Raw genomic sequence first — 8,016 nt, 5'->3', positions numbered from 1 at the left:
TTTTGAATAAATATAATTTTGAGTATTTTCATTTAAAACAAAATAATTAAATGAAAATTTGGGAGGAATATAAAATGGGAATAGATAAAATAATAATTATTATTATGACTATCTTTATGGCAATAGGTGGAATAGATAAAATATTTGGAAATAAACTGGGATATGGTGAAAAATTTGAGGAAGGAATAATGGCTATGGGTTCACTTGCGGTTGCTATGGTTGGGATTATTTCTTTAGCACCAGTTTTAGGAAATATTTTGACACCAATAGTAGGACCAATTTATTCAGCATTAGGAGCAGATCCGGCTATGTTTGCAACAACACTTCTTGCAAATGATATGGGAGGAGCTCCGCTTGCATTAGGAATGGCTAAAAATCCAGAAGCTGGAAGATTAGCGGCATTTATATTAGGTTCGATGATGGGACCAACTATCGTGTTTACAATACCAGTAGCATTAGGAATTATTGAAAAAGATGACAAACCATTTTTGGCAAAAGGAATTTTAGCTGGAATTACTACAATACCGTTAGGAGTACTTGCAGGTGGATTAGTGTCTGGATTCCCAATAGGATTGATTTTAGTGAATTTGATACCAATAATAATTGTTGCTACATTAATTATTTTAGGTTTAATTTTTATGCCTGAAAAAATGACAAAAGGATTTGAAGTTTTTGGTCAAGCTGTGGTAATTATAATTACAATAGGGTTAGTGGCTGCAATTATTGAAAAATTAACAGGTTTTGTTGTAATTCCAGGGATGAAATCAATTGATGTAGGATTGGAAACAGTTGGAGGAATTGCAATAGTTTTAGCTGGAGCATATCCATTGGTACATTTTATTACAAAAGTATTCGGTAAACCACTTGAAGTATTAGGAAAAGGACTTGGAATGAATGAAGTTGGTGCGGCTGGATTAGTTGCAACTTTGGCTAATAATATTCCAATGTTTGGAATTTTAAAAGATATGGATGCGAATGGAAAAGTTATGAATATTGCTTTTGCAGTAAGTGCGGCATTCGTCTTTGGAGATCATTTAGGATTTACAGCTGGATTTGAAGGTGGAAAGTATACTCAAATGATTTTCCCAATGATAGTTGGAAAATTAGTGGCAGGAGTAACAGCGATAGTTGTAGCAAAAATATTATTCTGCAAAAAAGAAACTGCAAAATAAAAATATGAAAAATGATTATCTGAGGAGATGAAAGATGAAATTTAGTATGAAAAAATTGATTGGATTATTGGTATTTTTAGTTATGGCGTTCGCTTTATCAGCTGCTAATTTAGACGAATTGAGATGGGTTCCAAAAAACAGGGAAGCTTTATCAAAACTTATAGACGAAAATAAAAATCAAGGAAATTATGTAGTTTTTGACTGGGATTATACATCAATTTATCAAGATACACAAGAAAATTTGTTTAGATATCAGATAGATAATTTAAAGTTCAAAATGACACCGGCACAATTTTCAAAAGCAATAAGAAAAGATATTCCGCTTGATAACTTTGCAAAAGACTATGTTAATGTAAAAGGTCAGCCTATTAACATTACAAAAATAGCAAATGATTTGGATAAAAGATACACTTTTCTTTACAATAACTATATAAAAACTCAAAAAATGTCTTTGGAAAAAATTAAACAAACTGAAGAATTTAAAGATTTTAGAGGGAAATTAGCATTTCTTTATGAAGCAATAGGTGGAAGTTTTTCACATGATGTAGCTTATCCTTGGGTACTTTACCTATTTGAAAATATGAGCGTATCAGAAGTGCAAAAACTAGCTAAGGAAGCAAATGATTTTGGAATTGGGAATAAACTTGGGAAATATGTTCTTGAGTCAAGTGATAAACTAACAGGTGAAGCAGGTAAAGTAAGTCATCAATATAAGAGTGGTTTGAGAACTCAGCCTGAAACAGCCAATTTATTTCATGAATTTGAAAAAAATGGTATAAAAGTATATATAGTTTCAGCTTCTCTTGAAGATATTGTAAAAGTATTTGCAAGCAATAAGTCTTATGGATATAATTTAAGTTCTGATAGTGTTTATGGAATGCGTCTTGAAATGAATGGAGACAAATATGTTGCCGAATATAAGCATGGTTATCCACAAACACAGACTAAAGGAAAAGTTGAAGTAATCAATAAATACTTGAAACCTAAACATGGTGGAAAAGATCCGCTTCTAGTAGCAGGAGACAGTGAAGGAGATGTAAATATGCTTTCTGAATATAAAGGTACAAAAACACTTCTTCTTATGAAAAGAAAAGGAAAACTTGACAATCTTGCAAAAGATGCTAGAGCGTTAATTCAAACAAGAAACGAAGAAACAGGGTTATTCGTTCCTGAAAATTAATTGAAAGATTTTGGAGGAAGAAATAATGGACTTAAAAAATTTAGATAAGGAAACATTGGAAAAAATATTAAGAAAAGTAGTACAAGAAGAACTTGGAAGAAAAGTTGGAGGATTTGAAAAACATATTGATAAAAGTGGAGTAGGAGTTGTTAAAATTCCTTCAGTAAAACCTGAAAGATTTGATACTGGAAATCCTAATGACAAAGTATTCTTAACTGATGTATTTACAATAGAAGAAAGCGGAAGATTGAGTTGCGGAGTTATGGAAATGGAAGAATCTGCATTTGATTGGGAACTGAACTACGATGAAATAGATTATGTAATAGACGGAACATTAGAAATTATAGTAGATGGACGTAAAGTTACAGGAAACAGGGGAGATGCCATTTTAATCCCTAAAGGTTCAAAAATAAAATTTAGTGCTCCTAACTTTGCAAGATTCTTATATGTAATCTATCCTGCAAATTGGCAAGATACTTGTAAATAAGATAATAAATACCCCTAAAATAGAGGCTGTTAATCAACTACATTGTGCAAAAGTGATAACAGCCTTTTGTGTTATTTAAATAGGAAATAAAGATAAGTTTATTGAGTAGTTTCGATAAAATTTACAGCCTTTCCCAAAATACGTTTTATTCGTTCATTTTTTACTATGATAGGAGAATCAAGATTTTCAATAATATCGGCTATCTCTCCATTTTCTATTATAGCTATTTTGTCGCATAGGTAATAGCAAGCTTCAAAATCATGAGAAATAAAAATGTATGTTAAATTCATAGTTTCTTTTAGTGACCCGAGCAGTTCAAGTATTTGCTCTTGAATAATAGGATCAAGACCGCTGACAGATTCATCAAATATGATTATTTCAGGTTCTAGTATTAATGCTCTTGCAATACAGACCCTTTGCAGCTGTCCTCCACTTAGTTGAGTGGCTTTTTGTGATATAAATTCAGGGTTAAGTCCTACTTTTCCTAAAAAATTTTCTGCCCGTTTTTTCATTTCCTCGTATGAAAGTTCTTTTTTATAGTGTATTTTTAAAGGTTCAGTCAAGACTTCTTCTACTATATATTTGGGATTTACTGCTCCAAAAGCATTTTGAAAAACTAGCTGAATTTTACGATGAATTAAGGATAATTGCTTTTTATTGATATTTTTATATGATATTTCATTAAATATGATATTTCCTTCATCAAAAGATTCCAGTCCCACGAGCAGTTTTGCTAATGTACTTTTTCCAGAACCGCTTTCTCCCATAATGCCAAGACATTCGTTTTGTGAAACAGATAAATTTATTTTGGACAAAATGGCTTTTTTATCATAGTGTTTGCTTACATTTTCAATTACTAATTTTTTCATATCAAATTCCTTCTTTTTTGTATCTTGTGTAGCGTTTTCTCAATATTAATGATTTCCCGTAGTCACTTTGAGGATTTTTTAACATATCAGAAGTATTACCTTTTTCAATCAAATTTCCATTTTTCATAATAATTATTTTTCCGTCAAGTTCTTTTGCGAGATTGTAATCGTGAGTAATTACTATGAGTGAAGTGTTTTGGGATTGCAGATTTTTTAGTAATTCAGTAACTTTTTCGGTATTATAGTAATCAAGGGCCGAAGTAGGCTCGTCAGCTATCAGCAGTTCAGGTTCTAGCTGAATCATCATAGAAAACATTATTCTTTGCAACATTCCTCCACTTAATTGAAATGGATATTTTTTCATTAGTGCTTCTGGATTTGGAAGATTTAATTTTTTCATTTCTTCAATCATCTTATTTATACATTCTTTTTTTGATAAGCCGAGCCTGCTTTGAAATAGTTCTACAGCGTGAGATTCCACATTTTGAAAAGAGTTAAACACAGCCATAGGATTTTGGGAAATGTATGAAATTTTTTTACCTCTGTATTCATTCCACTCCTTTTCTGATATTTTCAATAAATCTTTTTCATCAAAGAATATATTCCCATTTATGTTGGCATTGTCAGGCTTTATTCCTACTAATAATCTGGAAAGCATTGTTTTTCCTGAACCGCTTTCACCGATGATAATAAGAGTTTCTCCCTTTGGTAATGTAAACGAAATGTCATTTAGTATTGTTTTGTTATCAATACTGACTTTTAGTGAATTTATATCTAATTTTTCCATAATTTTTTTATTCCTTTATTATCAAAAGTTTCTCCTAACAGGTTAAATGTTAAAACTGTTATGAATATAGCAAGTCCTGGATACAGTACCAGCCCTGGAATTCGTCTGAAGTAAGGTTTTGCGTCATTTAGCATCATTCCCCATTCGGATATGTTTGGCTGTACTCCTATTCCTAAAAAGGAAAATCCTGAAATCATTAAAATTATATTTCCAATATTCATTAGGGCTGCGATTAGAACAGGCTTGAAAACAAAAGGAAGAATATGCTTTCTTATTATGAAAAAGGGTGAAGCTCCGATTGCCCGTGCTGCCTGAACATACTCCTGCTGTTTGACACTAGAAACTGTATTTCTTAAAATTCTTGCATAGTAAATCCATTCAATAGCGCTTACAGCAATTACAATATTCCCTATTCCTTGTCCTAAAATACCGACAAATGCCATTGATAAAAGAAAACTCGGAAAAGCCATGAAGACATTTACAATCCATAAAAATATTTTATCCAGTTTTCCTCCAAACCAGCCTGCCAAAATTCCTACAGGAAAGCTTATACATAATGTAATAACTGTAATTAGACCTGAAATCATGAGTGACAGCCTTGTTCCGTAGATTAACCTTGAAAGAACATCCCTTCCCATATGGTCTGTTCCCAGTTTATGAAGTTTGCTTGGAAGTTGAAGTTTTTGTGAAATATCAGTAAACTGTGGATCATAGGGAGCAAGTAAAGGTGCAAAAATAGCAATGAAAATCAATACAGCAAGTAATGATACTGAAAAATAAAATAATTTTCTTTTTTTCATAATTATAATACACCTCCAGCTTTGGATTTTTCTTTTATTCTTAATCTTGGATCCATATATTTTACAAGTGCTTGAGTAAATTCATTTACAATAATAGACATTATTCCAAAAAACAAAAGACAAATTTGAATTAATGGAAAATCTCCAGTTTTTACAGCTGTAGTAAATAATTTTCCAATACCAGGCCAAGCAAAAATTTCTTCAATTAACACACTTCCTGTCAGTAAATACATAATATTTGAACTTAGAACTGTAATAATTGGAATAGATGTATTTCTCAGTAAATGGTTAAGAATTATTCTTTTTTTTGAAACACCTCGAATAATTGCGTTTTCAACATGAGCTTTATCCATTTCTTCAAGTATATTTTTTCTTATAAAAAAAGTTGTCTGTGCTATTAAAGGTAGTACAAGCGTTATACAAGGCAAGATAAAATTTTTCCAGTCGCCTCTTCCTGAAACAGGCAGGATTTTTAATGAAACTGAAAAGAAAATAATTAGTATATAGCCTAGCCAGAAAGTGGGAAGTGATACTCCTGCGTATGATAAAGCTTGAACTGTGTAGTCAAAAATTGTATTTCTCCTAATTGCACTTAAGACTCCTAATAAAGGAGATAGTATAATTAAAATTACAAATGAAAAAATTCCAAGCTGAAAAGTTGGAACAATAGCTTCATTTACAAGCTCTATAACAGGAATTTTTTTTGTATATGATATTCCAAAATCACCTTTTAATATATCTGTGAGCCAGTTAAAATATTGAATATATAAAGGTTTGTCTAATCCTAAATTTTTTCTAGCTGCTTTTAATGTTTCAGCAGTTATGCTTACATGAGATGCCCTTAAATAATTTTGGGCAGGATCTCCTGGCGACAGTTTTACAAGGAAAAATGTAATAACTGATATTGCCAGAAAGATTGAAAATAATGATATTAATTTTTTTATCACAAAATCATCCCTTAAAATTGAATATTTTAAACCTCTCCAAAACCAAACTTTTAAAAATTATTTGAATAAATTATCTGTAATTTCTAGATTCAATTTTGAAGAGGCTTCACTATTTTGATATTTTTAATTTATTTTACTTTTACAGTTGTCCATACAGGAATTCTATTTTCTTCTGGCATAAATTTCACGCCTTCTAGCTCTCCAGTTCTATAAACACTTAATAAAGCTTGATAGCTGATTGGAATATATACAGCCTGCTCTTGTAAAGTAGTTAATACATATTTATACATTTCATTTAATTTAGTTTCATCAGGTTCAATTAATAAAGCTTTGATAGTTTTATCTAGTTCAGCTTTCATTGGTAAACCTAGTTGCGCAGCATAGCCAGGATTTGTTCCTTTAACTGAATCATCAGCCATTGCAGTCAGGTAAGCATGCGGATCCCAAGGAGCTCCCCATGAATAGTCAGACATTAAATCATAATTTTTTGCAGTTGCGTTTTCCCAGTATGCTTTTTCTTCCATTGCCTTTAAGTCAACTTGTATACCAATTTTTTTCCATTCTCCTTGAATGTATTCCCCTATATTTTTATCTGTAACTTTAGAACTGATGTAAGGGAAAGATAGAATCATTTTTTTACCATCTTTTTCTCTCATACCGTCAGCACCTTTTTTCCACCCTGCTTCATCAAGCAATGTCTCTGCTTTTGCCAAGTCAAAGTTATATTTTGTAAGTTCTATATTTGTGTGAGGTACATTTGGAGCAAAAATTGTATCAGCAGGTTTTTCAACACCACCAAATATATTTTTTGCGATACTTTGTTTATCTACAGCATGACTCAATGCTTGTCTTACTTTAAGATCTTTTAAAATCGGGCTTGTAGTATTTAAAAGAATCATTCTTGTAGACATTGGTTCAGAAGTGGCAGTAGTGTATTTTTTATCTTGTCTGTATGTTTCAAATCTATCCAAGCTAATTAAACTGTTTCCATAAATCAAATCAATATCTCCAGCTTCAAATTGAAGAGCAAGTGTTTCGCTATCTGGAATATTTTTAATTACAACTTCTGAAGCGGCAGGTTTTTCTCCCCAGTAATATTCATTTCTTACGAAAACTGCATATTCATTATTTTTATGTTCTTTTAACACCCAAGCACCTGTCCCTATAGGTTTTTTTATACCTTTAGAAGTATCTCCATTTTCAGGGAAACCAGCATCTCCTAAAAAACGTATAGGACGTATCATTGCCAAGTCATAGAGTGTTGCAGTATAAGCTGTATCTAGAACTATTTCAAATGTATAATCGTCAACTGCTCTGTATGATTTTAAATGATTAGTAAATGCAAACCATGAGTGATTTGGTTTGTTTTGTTTAGAAAAGATAGTGTCAAAGTTTTTTACAACATTTTTTGCATTAAAGTCTGAACCGTCTGAGAATTTTACATTTTTTCTCAATTTAAAAGTGTAAGTTTTTCCATCTTTGGAAATATCCCAAGATTCAGCTAGCATAGGTTTAATTTTTCCATTTTCTCCGTAAGATACAAGTCCATCGTAAACCATATCCTGTGTGATAAACTGGCTTGGCAAATATTCATGCGGATTTAGATTCCCAACAGGATCCTGATTAAATGCCAACGTGATTTTACTAGATTTTTCAGCTTTTCCTTTTGCCGTCTCTTTTTGTTTTGGCTGACAAGCAAAAATAATTCCCATTATCAGCAAAATGATAATCGTCTTGAATGAATTTTTCATTTTTTTCTCCTTCTATTTAAATT

8 protein-coding genes are annotated in these 8,016 nt (G+C 31.4%); 3 read left to right on the top strand and 5 right to left on the bottom strand.

The window, feature by feature from the left end:
* Positions 1-74: 74 nt before the first annotated feature.
* From eutH to Q0370_RS07540, 3 genes are read left to right on the top strand one after another with little or no spacing between them, the layout of a single operon-like run.
* Positions 75-1,172, top strand: coding sequence for an ethanolamine utilization protein EutH (gene eutH / locus Q0370_RS07550; protein ID WP_299574138.1), 1,098 nt, complete (start codon positions 75-77; stop codon positions 1,170-1,172).
* A gap of 34 nt (positions 1,173-1,206) precedes the next feature.
* Positions 1,207-2,352 (top strand): HAD family hydrolase, encoded by a 1,146-nt coding sequence (locus Q0370_RS07545; protein WP_147004705.1) that lies wholly within the window; start codon positions 1,207-1,209, stop codon positions 2,350-2,352.
* A gap of 25 nt (positions 2,353-2,377) precedes the next feature.
* On the top strand, positions 2,378-2,839 hold the full coding sequence (locus Q0370_RS07540; protein WP_021743459.1) for a cupin domain-containing protein: 462 nt from the start codon (positions 2,378-2,380) through the stop codon (positions 2,837-2,839).
* A 98-nt stretch (positions 2,840-2,937) separates the two neighbouring features.
* Here Q0370_RS07540 and Q0370_RS07535 read toward each other — a convergent pair whose 3' ends face one another.
* The 5 genes from Q0370_RS07535 to nikA all read right to left on the bottom strand — a co-directional run bounded on the left by Q0370_RS07535 (position 2,938) and on the right by nikA (position 7,993).
* Positions 2,938-3,708, bottom strand: a complete 771-nt coding sequence (locus Q0370_RS07535; RefSeq protein WP_299574131.1) for an ABC transporter ATP-binding protein — start codon at positions 3,706-3,708, stop codon at positions 2,938-2,940.
* A gap of 1 nt (position 3,709) precedes the next feature.
* Complete coding sequence (locus Q0370_RS07530; protein WP_299574129.1) at positions 3,710-4,495, bottom strand: ABC transporter ATP-binding protein; 786 nt, start codon at positions 4,493-4,495, stop codon at positions 3,710-3,712.
* Positions 4,483-5,295 (bottom strand): ABC transporter permease, encoded by an 813-nt coding sequence (locus Q0370_RS07525; protein WP_299574127.1) that lies wholly within the window; start codon positions 5,293-5,295, stop codon positions 4,483-4,485. Before Q0370_RS07525 ends, Q0370_RS07530 begins: the two co-directional genes overlap by 13 nt.
* A gap of 2 nt (positions 5,296-5,297) precedes the next feature.
* Positions 5,298-6,242, bottom strand: coding sequence for an ABC transporter permease (locus Q0370_RS07520; protein ID WP_299574125.1), 945 nt, complete (start codon positions 6,240-6,242; stop codon positions 5,298-5,300).
* A 128-nt stretch (positions 6,243-6,370) separates the two neighbouring features.
* The gene (nikA, locus tag Q0370_RS07515; RefSeq protein ID WP_299574123.1) at positions 6,371-7,993 is read right to left on the bottom strand and encodes a nickel ABC transporter substrate-binding protein; all 1,623 of its coding nucleotides are present in this window, start codon (positions 7,991-7,993) and stop codon (positions 6,371-6,373) included.
* Positions 7,994-8,016: the final 23 nt, after the last annotated feature.

This window comes from uncultured Leptotrichia sp., from assembly GCF_938036635.1.
GTDB lineage: Bacteria > Fusobacteriota > Fusobacteriia > Fusobacteriales > Leptotrichiaceae > Leptotrichia > Leptotrichia hongkongensis.
Note: the sequence above shows the minus strand (reverse complement) of the source record. Positions and strands in the feature narration are given on the sequence as shown.